This window comes from Micromonospora sp. NPDC005173, assembly GCF_040608515.1.
Taxonomy (GTDB): domain Bacteria; phylum Actinomycetota; class Actinomycetes; order Mycobacteriales; family Micromonosporaceae; genus Micromonospora.
In genome coordinates, this window is sequence record NZ_JBEXIK010000079.1 from 1 (window position 1) to 18,347 (window position 18,347).

General features: G+C 68.5%; 20 protein-coding genes, 1 tRNA gene and 3 pseudogenes. 16 read left to right on the plus strand and 8 right to left on the minus strand.

Translation table 11 applies throughout. The features are described from left to right. The 3 genes and pseudogenes from ABZV00_RS36745 to ABZV00_RS36755 all read left to right on the plus strand — a co-directional run. A pseudogene (locus ABZV00_RS36745) lies at positions 1–127 on the plus strand (IS5/IS1182 family transposase); the annotation flags it as partial. Positions 128–189: 62 nt separating this feature from the next. After that, the gene (locus ABZV00_RS36750; RefSeq protein WP_355614945.1) at positions 190–546 is read left to right on the plus strand and encodes a hypothetical protein; all 357 of its coding nucleotides are present in this window, start codon (positions 190–192) and stop codon (positions 544–546) included. Between the two features lie 20 nt (positions 547–566). After that, positions 567–1,211 carry a nucleotidyl transferase AbiEii/AbiGii toxin family protein gene (locus ABZV00_RS36755; RefSeq protein ID WP_355614990.1) on the plus strand — a complete coding sequence of 215 codons (645 nt, stop codon included), beginning with the start codon at positions 567–569 and terminating at the stop codon, positions 1,209–1,211. A gap of 43 nt (positions 1,212–1,254) precedes the next feature. Here the strand turns inward: ABZV00_RS36755 and ABZV00_RS36760 are convergent, their stop codons facing one another. Together ABZV00_RS36760 and ABZV00_RS36765 are read right to left on the minus strand one after the other, a co-directional pair. Next, a complete protein-coding gene (locus ABZV00_RS36760; protein ID WP_355614948.1) occupies positions 1,255–1,725 on the minus strand; it encodes a UPF0158 family protein in 471 nt (156 codons plus the stop codon). A gap of 154 nt (positions 1,726–1,879) precedes the next feature. After that, the gene (locus ABZV00_RS36765) at positions 1,880–3,109 is read right to left on the minus strand and encodes a DUF6880 family protein (protein ID WP_355614951.1); all 1,230 of its coding nucleotides are present in this window, start codon (positions 3,107–3,109) and stop codon (positions 1,880–1,882) included. A gap of 61 nt (positions 3,110–3,170) precedes the next feature. Here ABZV00_RS36765 and ABZV00_RS36770 point away from each other — a divergent pair, with 61 nt between their 5' ends. Further along, complete coding sequence (locus tag ABZV00_RS36770) at positions 3,171–3,527, plus strand: hypothetical protein (RefSeq protein ID WP_355614954.1); 357 nt, start codon at positions 3,171–3,173, stop codon at positions 3,525–3,527. 7 nt (positions 3,528–3,534) lie between these two features. Here the strand turns inward: ABZV00_RS36770 and ABZV00_RS36775 are convergent, their stop codons facing one another. Then, positions 3,535–3,903, minus strand: a complete 369-nt coding sequence (locus ABZV00_RS36775) for a hypothetical protein (RefSeq protein ID WP_355614957.1) — start codon at positions 3,901–3,903, stop codon at positions 3,535–3,537. A gap of 66 nt (positions 3,904–3,969) precedes the next feature. Beyond that, positions 3,970–4,680, minus strand: a complete 711-nt coding sequence (locus tag ABZV00_RS36780; protein WP_355614960.1) for an IS6 family transposase — start codon at positions 4,678–4,680, stop codon at positions 3,970–3,972. A 93-nt stretch (positions 4,681–4,773) separates the two neighbouring features. Here ABZV00_RS36780 and ABZV00_RS36785 point away from each other — a divergent pair, with 93 nt between their 5' ends. Then, a complete protein-coding gene (locus ABZV00_RS36785; protein ID WP_355614993.1) occupies positions 4,774–5,130 on the plus strand; it encodes an integrase core domain-containing protein in 357 nt (118 codons plus the stop codon). A gap of 23 nt (positions 5,131–5,153) precedes the next feature. Here the strand turns inward: ABZV00_RS36785 and ABZV00_RS36790 are convergent, their stop codons facing one another. After that, complete coding sequence (locus ABZV00_RS36790; RefSeq protein ID WP_355614963.1) at positions 5,154–7,967, minus strand: BTAD domain-containing putative transcriptional regulator; 2,814 nt, start codon at positions 7,965–7,967, stop codon at positions 5,154–5,156. Positions 7,968–8,393: 426 nt separating this feature from the next. On the opposite strand from ABZV00_RS36790, the gene ABZV00_RS36795 reads away from it, so the two are divergent. From ABZV00_RS36795 to ABZV00_RS36810, 4 genes are all read left to right on the plus strand, one after another. Next, a complete protein-coding gene (locus tag ABZV00_RS36795) occupies positions 8,394–8,966 on the plus strand; it encodes a peptidoglycan-binding domain-containing protein (protein WP_355614966.1) in 573 nt (190 codons plus the stop codon). Positions 8,967–9,291: 325 nt separating this feature from the next. Further along, on the plus strand, positions 9,292–10,065 hold the full coding sequence (locus ABZV00_RS36800) for a transposase family protein (RefSeq protein WP_355614969.1): 774 nt from the start codon (positions 9,292–9,294) through the stop codon (positions 10,063–10,065). Positions 10,066–10,114: 49 nt separating this feature from the next. Next, positions 10,115–10,237: transfer RNA gene (locus tag ABZV00_RS36805), tRNA-OTHER, on the plus strand. A 148-nt stretch (positions 10,238–10,385) separates the two neighbouring features. Next, complete coding sequence (locus ABZV00_RS36810) at positions 10,386–12,467, plus strand: helicase-associated domain-containing protein (protein ID WP_355614972.1); 2,082 nt, start codon at positions 10,386–10,388, stop codon at positions 12,465–12,467. Positions 12,468–12,657: 190 nt separating this feature from the next. Here the strand turns inward: ABZV00_RS36810 and ABZV00_RS36815 are convergent, their stop codons facing one another. After that, on the minus strand, positions 12,658–13,068 hold the full coding sequence (locus ABZV00_RS36815; protein ID WP_355614975.1) for a type II toxin-antitoxin system VapC family toxin: 411 nt from the start codon (positions 13,066–13,068) through the stop codon (positions 12,658–12,660). Next, entirely contained in the window at positions 13,065–13,343 is a 279-nt protein-coding gene (locus ABZV00_RS36820) for a type II toxin-antitoxin system prevent-host-death family antitoxin (protein ID WP_355614978.1), read from the minus strand. The genes ABZV00_RS36815 and ABZV00_RS36820 overlap by 4 nt, the downstream gene beginning before the upstream one ends. A gap of 108 nt (positions 13,344–13,451) precedes the next feature. On the opposite strand from ABZV00_RS36820, the pseudogene ABZV00_RS36825 reads away from it, so the two are divergent. The 3 genes and pseudogenes from ABZV00_RS36825 to ABZV00_RS36835 all read left to right on the plus strand — a co-directional run. After that, a pseudogene (locus ABZV00_RS36825) lies at positions 13,452–14,098 on the plus strand (IS30 family transposase); the annotation flags it as partial. A gap of 140 nt (positions 14,099–14,238) precedes the next feature. Continuing rightward, a pseudogene (locus ABZV00_RS36830) lies at positions 14,239–14,436 on the plus strand (IS3 family transposase); the annotation flags it as partial. A gap of 76 nt (positions 14,437–14,512) precedes the next feature. Continuing rightward, positions 14,513–14,911, plus strand: a complete 399-nt coding sequence (locus ABZV00_RS36835; protein WP_355614996.1) for an integrase core domain-containing protein — start codon at positions 14,513–14,515, stop codon at positions 14,909–14,911. On the opposite strand, the gene ABZV00_RS36840 is transcribed toward ABZV00_RS36835, so the two are convergent. Then, the gene (locus ABZV00_RS36840; RefSeq protein ID WP_355614981.1) at positions 14,890–15,552 is read right to left on the minus strand and encodes a hypothetical protein; all 663 of its coding nucleotides are present in this window, start codon (positions 15,550–15,552) and stop codon (positions 14,890–14,892) included. The genes ABZV00_RS36835 and ABZV00_RS36840 overlap by 22 nt on opposite strands. A 530-nt stretch (positions 15,553–16,082) precedes the next feature. On the opposite strand from ABZV00_RS36840, the gene ABZV00_RS36845 reads away from it, so the two are divergent. From ABZV00_RS36845 to ABZV00_RS36860, 4 genes are all read left to right on the plus strand, one after another. Then, entirely contained in the window at positions 16,083–16,388 is a 306-nt protein-coding gene (locus ABZV00_RS36845) for a transposase family protein (RefSeq protein ID WP_355614999.1), read from the plus strand. Positions 16,389–16,468: 80 nt separating this feature from the next. Next, positions 16,469–17,146 carry a transposase gene (locus ABZV00_RS36850; protein ID WP_355614984.1) on the plus strand — a complete coding sequence of 226 codons (678 nt, stop codon included), beginning with the start codon at positions 16,469–16,471 and terminating at the stop codon, positions 17,144–17,146. Between the two features lie 338 nt (positions 17,147–17,484). Then, on the plus strand, positions 17,485–18,138 hold the full coding sequence (locus ABZV00_RS36855) for a trehalase-like domain-containing protein (protein ID WP_355614987.1): 654 nt from the start codon (positions 17,485–17,487) through the stop codon (positions 18,136–18,138). 35 nt (positions 18,139–18,173) lie between these two features. Beyond that, on the plus strand, positions 18,174–18,347 hold a 174-nt coding region (locus ABZV00_RS36860), incomplete at its 3' end, for a helix-turn-helix domain-containing protein (protein ID WP_355615002.1).

The following is an 18,347-nucleotide window of genomic DNA, read 5'->3' on the forward strand; positions in this document are numbered from 1 at the left end:
CCGGCGCCTGGCCCGTGACTACGAAGCCCTACCCGGCAACTCCGCCAGCATGATCCGCATCGCGATGATCGACAACCTCACCAAACGCGTCACCGCCGAAACCACCCCAACCTGGCGAGACATCTGAAGATCACATCACTCGCAAAATACCTGAATCAGACGCCCTCTGAGTGAGGAGGCTGGTCGATCATGGGTGGTGCCAATACCGGCGGAGCGCCGGTCGGTTCCCGCTACGCCGACCAGCGGCCCTACGTCGTCGCAGACCGACTCGACGATCTGCGCGGACCGACAAGCGGCGTGGTAAGCCTGGATCGCCGACTCGACTGGTCCGGGCGGGCACGCTACGACCTGGGCAACCCGCGTCGACTGGCAAGCATGTACGAGACCGTGCTGCGCGAGGCCATCGCCCCCGACGACCTCACCCAATGGCTGGACGGCGCGAGGCTGCTGCGCCTGTGGCCGAGCCTGGTGTTGCCCCCACAGGTTCGCCATCTGTGGGAAGCACGGTTTCCCGAACTGGCCAGCGCGCGCCGACACGACGCATAGTGGCCGACCAGACCCCGCCGATCCATCGCCAGCTGGCGCAGATCGCCCTACAGGTTGGCGGCCAGTACGGGTTCGCGTTGGCCGGCGGGCATGCGATCGCCGCACACGGAATCCTCGACCGCCCCAGCGAAGCCGTCGATCTGTTCGCCGACTGGCAACGCCGCGCCGACTTCCCCACCGCCGTGGACGAGGTGATCGCCGCCTACGGCGCCAAAGGCTACCGCGTCCACATCGACCTTCGACTCGACACATTCGCTCGGCTACACGTCACCGACCCAGCCCACCCAGACCAGCAGCACCGCGTGGAACTGGTCGCGAACTGGCGCGCCCAACCACCCGTTCAGATGGACATCGGTCCGGTCCTGCACCCCGATGACGTCATGGCCGGCAAGATGGATGCCCTCTACAACCGGGCAGCCGCGCGCGACTTCCTCGACATCGATGCCGCCATCACTGGCGGCCGGTACACCCTCGACCAGCTCTGCGAACTCGCCCACGCAGCCGACGACGGATTCGACCGAGGCAGGTTCGCCGCGATGCTTCGCCATGTCGACCGCTTCGATGACGAAGACTTCACCGACTACGGTCTGACGCCGGATGAGATCGCCGGAATGCGGACTCGCGTCTCCGCATGGCAGACCGCCCTACTTCGAGAAGTCGAGTAGGGCCTCCCTGCCCTGGCGCCTCCGTCTACCGGGCCCGTTCGTCTCACGGCCCGTCCGGGTCGGGGTACTCGGTCCGACAACTGCTCGCGGCGGCGTCATCGATGAGGGAGTTGTCGAGGAGCCAGTCGATGGCTCGGCGGGTTGCCCGGGCATGGTGGAAGGCGTGCCAGGCCGTCAGCAGGTGCGGATACTCCTCGTGCAGTTCGTCCCTGAACCGGCGGAACGCGCCCCTGCCCTGGATCGCCCGCAGGAGCCTGCGTCCCGCCTGCTCGTCGCTGAGCCGCTCGGCGAAGTCGGCCATGTCGCGGTGCCAGACGGAGGACGGTAACGCCTCGATCGGGACCAGATCGAGTTCGTCGAGGTCCACGGGTGTGTTCCCGTCGATGCCTCCGTCAGCCGTCCACATCATGATTTCGCCGCTGGCCGGATCGATGAGCCAGCGGTAGTCGTACGCGCTCTGGTCCTGCAGCGCCGTGGCGATTTCTTCGAGATCGAGGTGGCGTACGTCGAGCATGTGTCCACTTCCGGATGCCGTGGTGGTCGGCGACCACCGTACTTCCGCGCCCCACCCGGCCGCGAGACTGCCGGCCCGTTCGTTCAGCGACCGGGGGACCGACGCCGTGCTGCGGCTTCATGCTCCACCAGCCCGGGATCGGGAGGCTGATCAGCTACAGCCCAGCGGCGTCGAGGGTCTTGAGGAACGTCGGCCGGCGCTTGTGCTCGACCCGCAGCTCCGCGAGGTACCGCCCGAACGCCGCGGGTTTTCCGGCCGCCTGGTACACCGCGCGCAGCGCGGTCAGCAGCGCGACGGCCTGCCGGTAGCGCCGCTTGTCGGCCGAGTTGAGGATCGCCTGCTCGACGAGATCCCGGTACGGCTGGATGACCTCCTCCGGATGCGTCGCGGCCCGCCTATGCAGCAGGGTCTGCCACTGCGGTCCGCCGAGCCACCGCCGGTGGTGCAGGGCAACCCGCCATGCCTCGTCGTCACGGCCCACCTCCAGCAGCACGTCGATCAGCTCCGAGGCGTACGCCGGCTGCTGGTCGACCCGGTCGCGCAGCACCTCCATTGCCCGCGCCGTCGGATCGTCGCCGCCGGCCGTCCCCACCGTGTCTATCAAGGAGCGGTACCCCGCGGTGGTGGGATGCCGTGCGAACTCCTCCCACCGGACCCGCACGGCACCCGACGTGTCGCCAGCGGCGACGAGCATATCGACCAAAAGGTCACGGAGCCGGTCGGTGTACGGGGAGCCGGCGTTGGCGGCCACGCCCCGCCGGGCCCAGTCGATCGCCTCGTCCCAGCGCCCGGCGGCACGTAGCGCCTCGGCGATCCGCTGGTACTGCACGGCGTTGGTCAGGTGCTCGGCCAGCACCGCGACGTACCGGTCGACGTCGCCCGACACCTCAGCGAGCTGCTCGCGCAGGTCACGGACAGCGAACGCGGCGGTCCACGACTCCGGGTCGGCGGTACATGCCCGCTCGGTGACCAGCCGCTCCACCTCGGCGATACCCCGCTCCCCCAGCGCGGGAGCGAAGCCGGCCAACCGGATGCGGGGCCAGCCGGGACCGTCGCACTCCAGCTTCACCAGCCAGCCGGCCAGGCTGACCGGGTTCGGCAGTGCCGCCGCGCACGCCTTCGCGTACAGGTCCATGAGCTCCTGCAAGTCGTCGCCGATGATCCCGGAGGAGTCGTCCAGGTACATCAGGGCTCGGGTGATCCGGTCGACAGCCTTCCGCAGCACCGGCACCGTGAGATCCGCCCGGGCCTCGGCGACCAACCGATCACACTCGTCGGCCACCTGGCGGGCGGTTTGCGAGAACTCACGCCGGCCCCGGTAGGGATCCTGCCGGCGATCCCAGCGCAGCCGGTCCACCAACACCGTCAGCTCGTCACCGGTCATCTGTCCATCTCAGCAGACCGCGACCCGGACCTCGGGAACGCGCCGCCCTATCGTGTGGGGGGTGCCGAGTGACCGGGATCTGGACAATGTGATCGAGACGATCATCGTCGACGCCTACGACGCCGACGAGCAGCACAGCGCGTTCCTCACCGTGATCGAGGACGAGACTCCCCTGCCAGTCGCGGCGACCCTGCTGGGCACCCCGGTCACCCTCACCTCCATCGACTACACGAACGAGGCACGCGGCATCGTCGCCACCTGCCATGGCCCGCACGGCGCGGGCGACGTCACCTTCGCCGACCTGACGTTCCCGCCGGACACGGTCACCGCCTGGATCCACGCCGCCTACCGGCGCCACCTCGGCCTCACGCCGTTTCCGGCCCGGCCGAGGCCCGAATGGACCTGGCCCAGCACCTGACGATGCCTCAGCGTCGGCGCGCGTAGGCGGCCAACCGCTCGCTGAACGGGCTGACCCGCGGTCGCGGCGTCCATCGGAAGTGCTCCGGCTTGTACGCGCGCAGGAGTTCCTCGCCGTCGCGGGTCCAGTCGAAACGCGGCTTCTTCAACAGCCGCCGGAACACCACACTGGCCCGCTCCGGATCACGCGCAGCCAGTCGCCGCAGCACCAGCGGGCCAACACTGTCATCCTGCAGATACGCCAACGTGTGCTCCCGGTAGCGGCGACGCCGCAGCAGGTCCGGATCGCCGAACGCCGCCTCCGCCAGCCCGAACTCGGCGAAGAAACCCAACCCGTCGACCTCGTCGTAGATCATCGCCACCGTCTCCGCGTCCACGACATCCGGCGGGGTGCCGTTGCGTTGTGGGATCGACGGACGCGTTGAACCCGTGTCGGTCCGAGGTCAGATCGTCAGGGCGAGGTCGGCGAACGCCGCAGGCACCCGCGTTGCCGGCGGGACGTCGACGGCGAGTTCGTAGTGTCCGCGGCGCAGATTCTGCATGAACGCGTGGCCGGCGATGATCACCTGTGCTGTCTTGATTGTTCGTAATCCGCGCATCGGTCTCAACCGGTGTTTGAGCCGGCTGTGATCGGCTTCTATCGGGTTGTTCGCGTACTGCTCGACGTGGTGCCACGCGGACGGGATCAGCGCGTCGAGCACGCCGGGGTAGACCGGCGCTGCGTCGGTGACCACCTCGTTGGGTGTCACCTTCAACGTCGACAGCGCCCGTCGGAAGAACTGCCGGGCCGCGCCAGCGTCGCGGCGGGCCGAGACCAGCACGTCGATGACCTGCCCGTGCTGGTCGACCGCCCGGTAGACGTAGTGCCAGATTCCGTTGACCTTGACGTAGGTCTCATCGACGTGCCACCTGTCGCCTGGTGAGTGCCGGCTGAATCGGGCGGCGTCGGCCAGCAGCGGGGTGAACCGCTGCACCCACCGGTAGACGGAGACGTGGTCGACCTCGACGCCGCGTTCGACCAGCAGTTCTTCAATGTCCCGGTAGGACAGGTTGTAGCGAAGGTACCAGCGCACCGCGACCACGATCACCTCCGGCGGGAACCGGAACCCGGCGAACGCCGACTTCGGAGGCAGCCACGGGCGGAAGCGGGTCAACGACTTCACTGCTCAACCCTGCCTCGATCATGCCAACTCTCAACGCAACGGAGCCGATCAACGAATACACGCAGGCCGCGTAGCCAAAACCCGATTTACGAGCCCCACACCCCGCCGCAGGCGCCCCGGGCGAACGCATTCGCCGAACGATGGGTAGGCACCGTACGCCGGGAGTGCACCGACCGGATGCTCATCGTCGGCGAGCGCCACCTCGCGGCCGTCCTCGCCGAGTACACGGCCCACTACAACAGCCACCGCCCACATCGATCGCTGGATCAGCAGCCGCCGAATCCTGCGCCGCACGTTGTCGACCTGAACTGTGCGGATCCAACGGCGACCGATCCTAGGCGGATTGATCAACGAATATTCGCAGGCAGCGTAGCCGGACCGACTTTACGAGCCCCACAGGGTTCGGCGAGCGGCCTGGAGAGACGGATCAGCGGCAACTGAGACCGCTCTCCAGGCCGATTCAGCTAGGACGGAACCAGACGCTCGAGGCGGCGGCGCGCCTCCCCGGCTGCGGGGTCGCCCACGTCCTCGTAGATCCGCACGGCCTGGCGCCAGGCGACAGCGGCAGCGGTCCGGTCGCCCATCCCTTCCCGGGTGTCCCCCAGTCGGAGGAGGGTCTCCGCCTCGTGATACCGGTCGGCGGAGTCGCGAAAGAGTTGGATCGCGTGCTCGTAGCAGTCGGCCGCGCGGTCGCGTTCGCCGAGGCGGTCGTAGGCGAAGCCGAGGCTGTCCAGCGTCGCGGCCTGGCCGTTGCGGTCGTCGTTCCGTCGTTGCTGGGCGAGTGCCTCGGTGCAGCTTACGATGGCCTGGACGAAGTCGCCCGTGGTGGCGAGCAGCCAACCGATCGCGTTGAGCGTCCGGGCCTCCCCCGCGGGGTTGCCGACCAGCCGGTAGAGCCGCAGCGCCTCGCGACCGTGTGCGAGCGCCTCGTCGAGCCGGCCGTCCAGGTAGCAGAGTTCGCAGTAGTTGTGCAGCGTCTGGGCCTGACCAGTCGGATCGCCGAGGCGTTCGTGTAGCTCGAGCGCGCGCTTCAGCCGGTACTCGGCCGCGGCGTGGTCGCCGAGTCGGGTCAGTGCGCGGGAGAGCAGCCGGTTAGCGGCGGCCTGACCGGCGAGGTCGTCGATCTTCTCTGCGGCGGCCAGCGCGACCCGTTGGATGGCGAGCTGGTCCTGCCACAGGCCGCGCGGTGCCACGAAGGTGTTCAACGCCCAGGCGATCTGCCAGGCGTACGCTTCAAAGCCGTTTTCGGCGGCCTGGCGGACCACCCGGAGCAGCACCCGATGCTCCGCCGTGAACCAGGCGAGCGCGCCGTCGTGATCGGTCACCGGCCGCCTGGCGGGTACGGGCAGCGGGGGCACCGGCTCGATCGGGGGCCACTGCGGCTGGAGCAGCAGCGCGGCCGGATAGGCGGCGTGCAGGTAGTGGTCGTACAGGCGCTGTCGGGCTGCCACGCGTTCGTCGCCGCGCTCCGACGACTGTGCAAGCTCGGCCGCATAGGCACGCAGAAGATCGTGGAAGGCGTACCTGCCGGGCGCGTGCTCGGCCAGCAGATGGAGCCGGGTCAACTCCCGCAGTCGCGGCGTAACGGCCGAGGGCGACACGCCGGCGAGCGCCGCGGCCGCGGCGGCGGTCAGGTCCGGGCCCGAATGCAGCCCCAGCAGGGTGAACAGCCGGGCTGCGTCCTGCCCCAGGGCCAGGTACGACCAAGAGAAGACGCGCCGGACGTCACCGTCGGCCAACGCGTCCAGCCTCGCCTCGGCTGAGTGCAGTTCGGCGGCGATGGCGCCCAGCGGAAACGTGGGATGGGTCGCGACGCGCGCCGCCACTATCGACAGTGCCAACGGGAGCCGGCCAGCGGCCTCGATGATGTCGGCCACCGCGGCCGGCTCGGAGGCGAGCCGGCTGGCCCCGAGCCGCCTGGCGAGCAGGCTCATCGACTCCTCGGCTGTGAGCACGCCCAGTGTCAACGGCGTGGCACACTCGGCGGCGATCAGGCCGCCGAGCCGGTCACGACTGGTGACCACGACCATGCAGCCGCCCGCACCGGGCAGCAAGGCGCGCACCTGGGCGGAGTCGCGAGCGTTGTCGAGTACCAGGAGCATCCGGCGGGAGGCCAGCAGGCTGCGGTAGAGACCAGTCCGGGCCTCCATGCCGGAGGGTATCCGGGCGTGGGGCACGCCGAGCGCTTCGAGGAAGCCGGACAGGGCGTCGGGCGGGGACACCGCGCCGGCTTCGTCGTAGCCGCGAAGGTTCACATAGAGCTGGCCGTCTGGGAAGCGGTCGGCCACCCGGTGCGCCCAGTGCAACGCCAGGGCGGTCTTGCCGACTCCGGCCATGCCGGACACCGCAGAGATGACCACGCTCGTCGGCCCCTCCGCCCCGCCGTGCAGGAGCGCGTCGAGGCTCGCCAGCTCGACGCTGCGGCCGACGAACTCGGGCACCGCACGTGGCAGCTGCTCGGGGCGCTGAATGAGCGGCCCCGGTGCCGCGCCCGGCGCTGGCCTGTCCGGCCCCGTTGGCGGTTGCGCTGCCAGTCCCGGGCGGTGATGCAGGATGTCGTCGTACAACCTGGTGAGTTCTGGTGCCGGATCGAGGCCGATCTCCTCCGCCAGCGTCTGTCGAGCTTGCCGGAAGGCATCCAGGGCGCCGGCGACGTCTCCGATGCGGTACAGGCCCACCATCAGCTGGCCCCACGCCCGCTGCCGCAGCGGATGCCGGTCGAGCAGGCCGCGCAACCGGTGCACCACGTCGGCCGACGCGCCGAGCGCCAGCACCGCCTCGGCGTAGTCCTCCTCGACGAGCAGCCGGCGCTCCTCCAACTGCGCCACCCGCCGAGCTAGCGCCGGGCGCAGCGGCAGGTCGGACAGCGGGGCCCCGCGCCACACGCCCACCGCGGCGGAGAGCTCGGCCTCGGCTCGGTCCACATCCGAAGCGGCGAGCGCTTCGCGGCCCCGCGCCGCCGCGGCGTCGAACAGGTCCAGGTCCCGCTCGCCTGGGCCCACCCGCAGCAGGTAGCCGCCGGCCGCAGCGGTTATCCCATCCCAGGGCGCCCCGCCGCCCAGCGACCGCCGCAACCCGCGCACATAGGTGCGCAGGTTCGCGACCGCCGACGCCGGCTCTTCGTCGCCCCACAGCATCGCGGTCAACTCGTTGGTGCCGACGACCTCATTCGGGCGCAGCAGCAGGGTGGCCAACAGGAGACGCTGCTTCACCGAGCCCAGCGGCACCGGCCGGCCTTCGTGGTACACCCGGAACGGGCCAAGTAGTTCGAAACGCAACCAGGCACCTCACATGTGGGCGCTGCCATCTGTCACCAGGCGCACAACACCCGGATGCCGCGGGCGAGTAGATGATCTATACGCCGGTTGTGCGGCGAATGTACGGGCCCCACCGTACCGTTTCACCGTCCTCACCGCCCCATCCGAGAGCACCTCCCATGCCCTGGCGGCCCAACGACGGCGCGCAGCCAAACGGGACCGATTGTCCACACCCTGCTCCGAGAGCATCACATTCAATGAATTCCAGGACTGGTGCGCTACTGACGGCTGTCGCAGTGGCGTTCGCAGCGATGGTCGTGACAGCAGGTCCGGCAACTGCGTCAAGGCCATCCAGGAGATCGCGAGCGTCATCTCGATCACCAACCCGGCGCCACCCGCCGGGCCACCACCCTTGGCCCCGGATTGATCCTCAACCAAAGGAGATGCATGTCCTCGCTCCACTCCATCCGTCGCGTGCTGACTAAGGCTGCTGTCCCCGCCGTCGGCGCCGTGTTGGCCATCGGCATTAACGTCACCATCGCCACGCCGGCTGCGGCCAGCGGCTCCTACACCGGCAGGGCGTACATCTACGGCAGCGGCGCCGTATCTGACGACTTCGATGACGAGGGCGTCGTCAACGTCACTACGCACCGCAACTCGAACGTCGCCTGTCTGTGGCAAACCATTCTTTGGGCAAATGGTTACCTGCCCTCGTCCGGGATCGACGGCGTCTTCGGCGACCAGACCGATGCCGCGACGAAGAATTTCCAGCGCGACAAGAGCCTCGTCGCGGACGGCTCCGCAGGCCGGAACAGCTGGACAAAGGCTGGCGACAAGCTGGTGCAGCACGACAACCAGAACGGGTGGCTGTATGTGGTGTACCGCGGGGCAACGGGTTCCAGGAGCCAGTACAGCTCGCACGAATTCGTCTTGCAGCGTTCGCCCGACGGCAACTACAGGTTCTACCCGCCTCAGGGCGGCGGCCCTTATTGGGCCGCCTACAACTCTCGCACCTGCTGACCTCGCCTAGCTAAGCCACGGCAATCCGGACGTCGCGGGGTCGGCGGGCCCGCTGGCCCCGCGACGTCCGGATTCCGACGCAACCACCCGTCTGCCCCGGGGTGGCTCGCGTGGACGTTGGCGGGGTGATCGGCCGTGCCGAGATCCGCATCGGGGACTCGGTCGCGACGAGCCGTAGAACGCGGTGCGGCCGTTGTCACTGAGCCGACCGAGCTGTTCTGGGTCGATCGGGTCAGCGGGAGGTTGGTTGTGGAGTGGAGCTGTCTAAGGGACGTCTCGTAACCCCGGTGTCTGTCTGTTGAGGATGGTCGGTCAGGATGCCTGGGTGCAGGTGATCACCGTTACGGAGTGGATCGTCCCGTTCACCGGGGTGCAGCCCGCCCAGTTCCGCAAGCTGGTCCGCCTGGTCGCCGAGCGTGGCGGTGACGGCATCGCCGATGGGCGGCCGGGCCGGCAGTGGGCCCTGGACCTGCCTGATCGGGTGTTGCTGGTCGCCGCGTACTGGCGCACGAACCTGACGATGCGCCAAATCGGACCGCTGTTCGGGGTGTCGCACTCCGCTGCGCACCGGGTCATCGACACCCTCGGCCCGCTGCTCGCCCTCGCACCCCTACGCCGGCGACCCGTCGACCAGATCGCCATCGTCGACGGCACCCTGATCCCCACCCGTGACCACCGCCTGGCCGCCAAGAGCAAGAACTACCGCTACTCGACGAACCTGCAGGTCGCCATCGACGCCAGCACCCGCCTGGTCATCGCCGTCGGCGATCCGCAGCCCGGCAACCGCAACGACACGATCGTCTACCGCACCTCGGGCATCGCTGAGAAGTTGGACGGGCGGCCGGTGATGGCCGACGGCGGCTACCGCGGCAACCCCGAGGTGATCATCCCGTACCGCAAGCCCACCAACGGCAACGACCTACCGGACTGGAAGGAAGCCCTCAACGTCCAACACCGGACCGTCCGAGCCGGGATTGAACACGCCCTGGCCAGGATGAAGTGCTTCAAGATCCTGCGCGACTACCGCCGCGCCGCCCACACATTGGCCGACGCCGCTTCCGGCATCGCCAACCTCCACAACATCATCCTCGCCGGCTGACCGCCGAGCCGGAACCGGGCAACGCCTTCACCCAGTTACGAGACGTCCCTTAGCTCAACTGGCTAGAGCATTCGACTGAGTAGCGGGTCCGCTCTCCGCTTGTGCGGTGATGGGTGCGCTTCCTTCTCCTAGTTGGATCGAAGGGTTCGGGGTTCGAGTCCCCGGCGACCCACCCGAAACGGATACCCAAACGGAGGGGGCCAAGGGGGCGACCGCGCGCAGCCACAAGCCGGATAGCGCTGATGATCCACACCGTGCGACACGGTCCCCGCATAGCGGGACCGTGTCGCCTCCTGCCAGAGTGGGCGTCGTAGGTTGGCATGGTGCATTCCCTAGCCGCCCACCTTCGTACCTCGACCCAGGAGCAGCTCACCAGTCTGGTCGCGAATCGTCGCGACGCGACCATCGAGCCTGCGCCGGAGACCGCCGACCAGCTCGCCGTACGACTGCTTCACCCGTCGTCGATGGCGGCTGCCTGTGCGTTGCTGACCCTGCCGCAGATCCAGGTGGGCGAGGCCGCTGCGGCGCTGGGCGATGGGTGCACCACCGCGCGGCTAGCGACGCTGCTGGGCGTGCCGGAGGGCGACACGGACCTGGCCGCGGCGCTGCGCCGACTTACCGAACTCGCCCTGATCTGGCCGTACGCTGACGGCTTCGCGGCGGCACATCTGAGCCCGATATGGCCGCACCCGCTGAACCTTGGACCCGGCGCCGTTGAGCTGCTCGTCGCCCGGAACATGAACGAGCTGCGCAGGCTGGCGAAGGTGTACGGCATCCCCGTGACGGGCCGGGGCAAGGACGAGTTGATCGTCGCGCTGGCCGGCTGGCTGGCGCGGCCGGAGAACGTCCGCCGGCTCGTGGCGCAGGCCCCCACCGACGTTCGCGCCCGGCTCGCCGCGCTCGCCTTGCGGCCGGCGCAACCCTTCGAGGTGCGAGGGATCATGTTCGGTTCGGCCGGGGTTGCGCTGCCATGGGCCGCTGAGCGTGGTCTCGTCGTCGGCTCTGCGTGGAGCGTCGAGGAGATGCCTCGCGAGGTCGCCCTCGCGCTGCGGAAGGGCTACGTCGCTGGGTTCGATCCGCAGCCGCCGGCCGTGCCTACCACCCCGGTCGAGCCAAAGGACGCCGAACGGGAGGCCGCAGCCGCCGCCGCGGAGACCCTCGCCGCGATCACCGCGATCGTCGGAACCATGAGCGGCGGCCCGGTGCCCCTGCTCAAGACGGGCGGTCTCGGCGTACGCGAGCTTCGTCGGATCGCCAAGTCGTCCGGCCAGAACGAGGATCGCACACGCCTGACCATCGAACTGCTCGCCGCGGGGGGCCTCACCGAGGCCTCGGACGCCGGTCTGGCCCTCTCGCTGGTCTATGACGAGTTCGCCGCCGCCGAACCCGCAGACCAGTTGCTGGACATCATCGGCAACTGGCTGACGATGCCCGCGTGCCCGCTCGCCCCGGCCGACTCCACCGCAGTCTTCTCCCGTGTCCTCTACTGGGACGAGGGCGAGGAGATGACCTTGACGGGTCTGCGCGCCCTGACCCTGCGTACTATCGCCGACGTCTTACCCGAGGGTCACGCCACCGACCCAGGCGCGCTCGCCGATCGGCTGGCCTGGCAGAACCCTGTCCTGACCGACCAGGCCGACGAGGATCTGCAACGATACGTCACCGGTATTTGGCGGGAAGCCCACCGGCTCGGTCTGCTCGCTCACGGAACACTGACCATGCTCTGCCGTACCCTGCTGACCGGTGACGCCGACGCGACCCATCGGCACGCTCAGGCGATGCTGCCCCGGTCCCGCGACACGGTCCTGTTGCAGAACGACCTCACCGCGGTGGTGACCGGCACCCCGTCGGCCAACCTGCTGGCTCTGCTGGACGGCGCGGCCACGCCAGATTCCCGCAGCGGCGCCTGGACCTGGCGTTTCTCGCCGGCCAGCATCCGCGGCACGCTTGACGCGGGAAGCACCCCGGCGGATCTGCTGGCCCGGATCACCGAGGTGGCCGAAGGCGGCGCCGTGCCGCAGACACTCACCTACCTGATCAACGACGTGGCCCGCCGATACGGCCGCGTTCAGGTACGCCCAGTCGGCTGCTGCCTGTGCAGCGACGACGAAACCCTGCTCACCGAAATCCTCAACACCCGCTCGCTACAGACCCTGCACCTGGTCCGGCTCGCTCCGACCGTGCTCGCCAGCGCAAAATCGCAGGCCGAAACCCTGGCCGCACTGCGCGCCGCCGGCCATGCCCCGGCCGGTCTCCGACTCGACGGCAACCCAGCGATTGAGATCCCGCAACGACGCCGCGCCGATCCGTTACCCACCGAGCCGGACAGCGGTGACATGTTCCCTCTGCCGCGCCTGGGCGACCCGGCCGACGTCGCACGGACTCTGTTCGGCAACCGCTGACCCGGCCACCGGACCACCTCGATCAGTCTGAACGGGGGCGACCGCGGCCCGACGGGGGCGCGGATGCGCTCGGACGCACACCTGGCCGGCTGGAGTTGGGCGTTGCGCGGCACACCGGCTCGCTCAGGCGATCAACTCAGCCTGCCTCTGGGAAGATTCCCTTCCGGTGCCCGTCGTCGGGAGTCGCGGGTCAGTTCTGGCCGGGACTTGCTACGGGTAATCCTGCGTCCTTGGCGCATTCGAGCAGTCGCCGGTCGTAGGTGACGAAGGCGATGAGTGCCGTTCCGGACTCGTTGGTCAGAACCTGGGCGGTGGCGAGGTGGATGGCGTCGAGGCTGCGTAGCGTCGGCTCAGCGAACGCGGCTGCAGTCGCGCGGATCGTGCTGTCGATCTCCAGTCGGAAGAGCCGTCCGACGGCCGCCGGCACTCCGATCAAGGCTTGCGGAGCTGATCGGCGCAACGCTCTGGGCACTTCCACCTCGACGAGAGCGGAGGAGACCAGCGGCGTATCGTCATGGGTGTTGAGCCAGGAAACAAGGTCAGCACTGCATGCCTCCTGCCGAACCAGCTTGACGACGGCGGCGGAATCGAGGTAGATCACCAGCGCTCCTCGTCTCGCATTGCGGCGAGCGTGGCGGCCACGTTTACATCCTCGTCACCGAGCTTCGGCGGAAGCGGAACAGGACCGCCGCTGGTCGGGGCGACGGCTCGCCCCGCACCTACCAGCTTGGCCAGCATTGACCGGTCGTCACCTACCGGAACAAGTCGGGCGATCGGGTGCCCGCGATCAGTGATCTCGACGGTTTCGCCGCCGCTCACCCGAGCCAACACCTGGCTCGTGTTCTGGTTCAGCTCCCGGACACCGATGCGCTCCATGGACAAGAGTGTAGAACTAAATGTTCTACCTTGCCAGTTGCTCGCGTGACCAGGGCTGCCCCTCGCCAGAACCAGCGCCAGGCGGTCGGAAGCCAGCGTGGGGCCGCGCGGGCGCTTCGTGTTCCTCGAGCCCGCGCGAAGCAACGCGCGTGGACGCACGTTACGAGCGACACGCTGATCAGTGAACGGCCCGCCGAGGTCGCGGACCGTGCCGTTCCCGGGCACTGGGAAGGGGATCTGATCATCGGGTTGCAGCGCTCCGCGATCGGGACACTGGTCGAGCGGACGACGAGGTTCACGATGCTGATCCACCTGCCTCGCGAGTCCGGCTGGGGTGTGATCCCGCGGACGAAGAACGGCCCGGCTCTCGCCGGGTATGGGGCGATCACGATGAGCAAAGCTCTCGCCGAGACGATCACCCAACTGCCCGAGCAGCTCCGCAGATCGCTGACGTGGGACCGCGGCAAGGAGTTGTCGGCGCACGCACGCTTCACGGTCGAGACCGGCGTCCCGGTGTTCTTCGCTGACCCCCACAGCCCCTGACAACGCGGCACCAACGAGCGTCCAACGGCCTGCTGCGGCAGTACTTCCCGAAAGGCACCGACCTTTCTAGATGGAGCACCGCAGAGATCAACGCCGTCGCCCACGCCCTCAACAGCCGACCACGGAAAACCCTCGGCTGGAAGACCCCAGCCGAAGCCCTCGACGAACACCTACAATCGCTCCAACAACCCGGTGTTGCGACCACCGGTTGAATCCGCCAACTACACGTCTTTCCGCTTCGCGGAACGCTTACAGGACAACGGGATCCTGCCCTCGATGGGCTCCGTCGGCGACTCGTACGACAACGCGCTCATGGAGAACTTCTGGTCGACGTTGAAGATCGAACTTCGTCTACCGCACGAGCTGGCGCACCCGCGACGAGGCCGAGAACGCGATCTTCGCCTACATCGACGGCTGGTACAACACCCGCCGCATCCAGAAGGAACTGGGCTACCTCAGCCCGAACGAGTACGAGGCCGCCTGGCACAGCCGCCAGACGCAACCAGCCGAACCACCTATCGCCACCCCTGCGCCAGCCGGCAGCAGGTAACCACCGCTCCATCAAAGCGGGGGGAACTCATGTGACCGGTTGCCCACCGAACCGGGTCACGATCGCACAACTGAATGTGTTCACGATTCCCCGGGAGTGCACCGACCGGATGCTCATCGTCGGCGAGCGCCACCTCGCGGCCGTCCTCGCCGAGTACACGGCCCACTACAACAGCCACCGCCCACATCGATCGCTGGATCAGCGGCCGCCGAATCCTGCGCCGCACGTTGTCGACCTGAACGGTGTGCGGATCCAACGGCGACCGATCCTAGGCGGATTGATCAACGAATATTCGCAGGCAGCGTGGCCGGACCGACTTTACGAGCCCCACAGGTTGATGGCCGGCCAGGGTTGGCAGGGCGCCTTCCTCGCGGAACACTTGTCAGACAACGGAATCTTGCCCTCGATGGGCTCGGTCGGCGACTCATACGGGCTCCACGAAGTTAGCGGGGGTCAAGGTGTCTCTGATGCGTAGCTGATCCGCGGCTCGCGTGGGTTGAAGACGTTGAAGAGCACCTCGACTGTGCCCGGGCCGCGCAGATGCAAGATGGACACGCAGGTCCGGTATGGGTTCGCCAGATAGCCAAGCGGCCGGCACGCTTTCGCCTCGTGTTCGACGCCACGCCAGCCGCGATCTTCGAGATGACGGGTTAGCCGACGTGCTACCTCCTGCGGATCCGCGCCGTCGTCGGCGGTCAGCTGGAAGCTACGCTCACACGAGCCGCGGGATTCGCAGCCGGCGTCCTCGGCCACGATGACCACTCCCTTCAGCAGCGGCAGCAGCGCATCCCGCCCCGGGATCGAGGCGTTACATACGGCGGGCAGCACCACGACCGCGGCGCATGCGACGCCCACCAGCGCCAAGCCGAGCCAGGGCCGCCGGATGATCGGGTGTCGGTGCCGGTCGAGCCACAGGGCCGTCACCACGATCGCGCACCCGACAGCCAGGTATCCGCGCAGTGCGTCATCCACGGTGGGCGGTGTGGCCCAGCTCGCCCATAGCCGGGTCGCGAGCGACCATCCGGCAGCGGACGCGACGAGCAGGGCACCGACAATCCGACCAGGATCAGGGGCCACCACGACCCAGGCGATCGGCACTAGCAGCACGATCGCCACCAGCAGGACGAGCTCACCGGCCTCGAAATTGGGGCTGGTCCGAAACGCACCGTCCGGGGGCCGGCCGCCAGGTAGCGGGGGTGGTCCGGAACACACCGTCCAGGGCCGGCCAGGTGGGGATCGTCGCCAAGAATGCGCCGCACATGGCCAAGGGTCGCCATCGGGCAGCCATCGCGAGTGATCGCGTGCGTCGCAGCAACTCCCACACGCGCCGGGACGGCACGACTTCGACCCCGACACGGCCAAATCCGGGAAGACGGACAAGCCGGCGAGCTGACCTCACCGACTCGCCCCCGATACCACCCTCCAGACCGGAATCCGGTTCCTGGTCTTCAACCTCGCCATCGCCCATTGCTGTTGGACGTGGTGCGACGGGCGCCGGTTTCCGTCCAACATCAAGCGGCTCAACGGAGTTGGCGAGCTTGGGCGACCTCGGTTGTCCAGAGTGGACCTGACTTGAGGCTGCCCGAGGCTCTGCGTGATCATGTTTGTTCTCGACGCAAGCCGGTCACAACAGAAGAGCTACGGGCATGGTAAACGATACGACCCGGCCGCTGGGCCTTGCAGGCCTGTCCGTAGCCGGGTTCGCCGACGGGCCGGACGGACCGGTCGTGCATCTGGTCACCGCGGATGAGCAGGCACGGCGATGTCCGGAGTGCGGAACACGAGCGCGAAGGTCGAAGGGCCGGCGGGTGACCCGGCCGCGTGACCTGCCTGTCGGCGGGCGGCGCCCGCGGCTGTATTGGCGCAAGCGCCGCTGGTGTTGTGATGAGCCGGGTGCCGGCGCAGGTCGTTCACCGAGGCGGTGGCGGCTGTCCCGGCCCGTAAACGCTTGACCGCCCGGTTGCGGTCCGCGGCCGGTGCAGCGGTTGCTGACGGTGGGCGAACGGTTGTGCAGTCCGCGCGGGATCATGACGTGTCCTGGCCGGTGGTGTCCGCTGCGTTCACCGCCCACGCCGCCGGGGCACTGCCCGACCAGCCTGAAACAGTCGAGGTCCTCGGTATCGATGAGATCCGCCGGGGCCGCCCGAAGTGGGTGCTCGACGAGGCCACCGGCACGTGGCAGACCACCGTCGACCGGTGGCATGTCGGGTTCTGCGACCTGTCCGGTGGGCAGGGCTTGCTCGGTCAGGTCGAGGGCCGCACCGCCCAGGTCGTCATCGACTGGTTGCACGGGCGCGCTGAGCAGTGGCGTGACGCGGTGCGCTACGTCGCGATCGATATGTGCACGATCTTCAAGTCGGCGGTCCGGCAGGTCCTGCCCCATGCCCAACTCGTCGTTGATCATTTCCATCTCGTGCAGGGCAGGTCATCGACGTGCTCGTCTCGGCCCGCCGTGCTCGACGAGTTGATCCCGCAGGCGTGGCACCACGTCGAGCAGTACGCGAACAACCCGATCGAGGCTGATCACAGCCAGCTCAAACAGCGGTTGAGACCGATGCGTGGGCTACGAACGGACAAGACAGCACAGGTGATCGTCGCCGGACACGCATTCATGCAGAACCTCCGACGCGGCCACTACGAACTCGCCGTCGACGCCCCGCCCGCTACGCGGGTGGCCGCTGCGTTCACCGAACTCGCCCAAGCGATCTGACCGAGGACCCCGGCACGGGTTCAGCACGTCCGCCGATCCGATAACGCAACTGCCCCCGGACAAGACCCCTGGCTGGCAGCCGGGGCCTGTTCTGGTGCCGGGCCTCCCGCCTTCGGTCTTCCCAGGGAGGGGAATGGCGGCGCTGTGGCCGGCGGGTTCCTGGCCCCCGGCTCGCGGGTGCCGGCACCCGTCGGCTGAGCCGGCCGGCACGACGCCCCGCCCCTCGCTGGACCGCAGGACCGGTCCGGCGGGCCAACCCAGGTGCGCTGTCACGCTTGGACTGCCGTTCAGGGCGGGACGTTGCGGTGTCACTCCGTTCCGCGCGGGTAGTCCGGTCCATGAGGTGCGGACGGATCGCGGACCACGGATTCCTGGCCGATGGTCGCAGCGCTGTGCTGGTGGACCGCGCCGGCTCGGTGAACTGGTGGTGCCCTGCGCGGTTCGACGCTCCGTCGGTGTTCGCCCGGCTGCTGGATGATGACGCCGGGCATTGGGTGATCTGTCCCGAGGGTAGGTTCAGCACGGAACGTGCCTACCTGACCGATACGCTCGTGCTTCGTACCGTCTTCACCACCGCGACCGGCAGCGTCGCGGTGATCGACGCGCTGGCCCTGGAACCGGGGGCGCGGGGCCATGAGGTCGGTCTGCGTTCGCCGGGGATGCTGGCCCGGGTGGTGCGGGGGCTCTCCGGCGAGGTCCCGCTGCGGTTGCACTACCGGCCACGTTTCGAGTACGGCCGGATGATCGCCCAGCTGGTGCGGCAGGACGATGCGTTGGTCGCCAGTGCCGCGTCGGCCCGGCTGGATCTGCGCGCGACCATCCCACTGGTCTGCGAGGTCGGAGAGGCGTTCGGGTCATTCACGGTACGGGCTGGCGAGACGCGTGGCTTCACCCTGGGGTACGCGCCGGCTTACGGTGCCGGCCCGCCGGCGGTGCTCGACGCCGAGCAGGTAATCGACAACGCCGTCGCAGGGTGTGCCGCTGCTGGTTGATTTGCTAAGCGATCCTATGTGCTACTATCTCGGTCATGTCGTTGCTGCGTCTGGGTCCGGCTGCGGAGTACATCGGTGTGCATCCTGTGACTTTGCGTCGGTGGGCGGATGAGAGACGTGTGGCGGTGACGTGGGTGGGTCGGGAACGTCGGTTCGACTCTGCGTTGCTGGACGTGTTCGTGGGTCGTGGTGAGGCGGAACGGCCGCGG

Excerpts from the sequence above, each read along its gene's own strand:
- ABZV00_RS36760 (WP_355614948.1), bottom strand. The coding sequence starts at position 1,725 with ATGCTCGACGTACGCCACCTCGATCTCGAAGAAATCGCCACGGCGCTG.
- ABZV00_RS36810 (WP_355614972.1), top strand. The coding sequence starts at position 10,386 with ATGGTGCATTCCCTAGCCGCCCACCTTCGTACCTCGACCCAGGAGCAG.
- ABZV00_RS36855 (WP_355614987.1), top strand. The coding sequence starts at position 17,485 with ATGAGGTGCGGACGGATCGCGGACCACGGATTCCTGGCCGATGGTCGC.
- ABZV00_RS36795 (WP_355614966.1), top strand. The coding sequence starts at position 8,394 with ATGTCCTCGCTCCACTCCATCCGTCGCGTGCTGACTAAGGCTGCTGTC.
- ABZV00_RS36845 (WP_355614999.1), top strand. The coding sequence starts at position 16,083 with ATGGTAAACGATACGACCCGGCCGCTGGGCCTTGCAGGCCTGTCCGTA.
- ABZV00_RS36820 (WP_355614978.1), bottom strand. The coding sequence starts at position 13,343 with ATGGAGCGCATCGGTGTCCGGGAGCTGAACCAGAACACGAGCCAGGTG.
- ABZV00_RS36750 (WP_355614945.1), top strand. The coding sequence starts at position 190 with ATGGGTGGTGCCAATACCGGCGGAGCGCCGGTCGGTTCCCGCTACGCC.
- ABZV00_RS36765 (WP_355614951.1), bottom strand. The coding sequence starts at position 3,109 with ATGACCGGTGACGAGCTGACGGTGTTGGTGGACCGGCTGCGCTGGGAT.